This is a genomic window from Methylophaga sp. UBA5088, from assembly GCF_002414625.1.
Lineage (GTDB): Bacteria > Pseudomonadota > Gammaproteobacteria > Nitrosococcales > Methylophagaceae > Methylophaga > Methylophaga marina.
This window is the reverse complement of sequence record NZ_DIAC01000125.1, coordinates 8,285-8,689: the sequence shown is the minus strand read 5'-3', so window position 1 is coordinate 8,689 and position 405 is coordinate 8,285. Positions and strand designations below refer to the sequence as shown.

Here is a 405-nt window from a genome sequence, read left to right as displayed (position 1 = left end):
TAGACTTATACCAGCCGGATGTGCGAATTAATGTCTACCTCAAACACAATCAAGCCACTGTGAGTATCGATTTATCCGGTGACAGCCTGCATAAGCGTGGTTATCGAGTCAGCAATACGACTGCACCATTAAAAGAGCATTTAGCTGCCGCTATTCTGCTCAGTGCGGAGTGGCAAAAATTAGCCAGGCAGGGTTGGGCATTGATTGATCCGATGTGTGGCTCTGGCACTTTTTTGATAGAAGCTGCCATGATAGCTGCCGACATCGCTCCCGGTATTTTGCGTGACTATTACGGGTTTACCGCCTGGAAACAACACGACAAAGATAGTTGGAAACAACTCAAAGCCGATGCCGAGCGAAGAAGACAGTCTGGCCTGGCCAGATGTCCAGTTATTGTCGGCGGAG

1 pseudogene is annotated in these 405 nt (G+C 48.9%); it reads left to right on the top strand.

Features of this window, described 5'->3' with window-relative positions:
- Positions 1 to 405: pseudogene (locus B4K20_RS15370) on the top strand (23S rRNA (guanine(2445)-N(2))/(guanine(2069)-N(7))-methyltransferase); the annotation flags it as partial.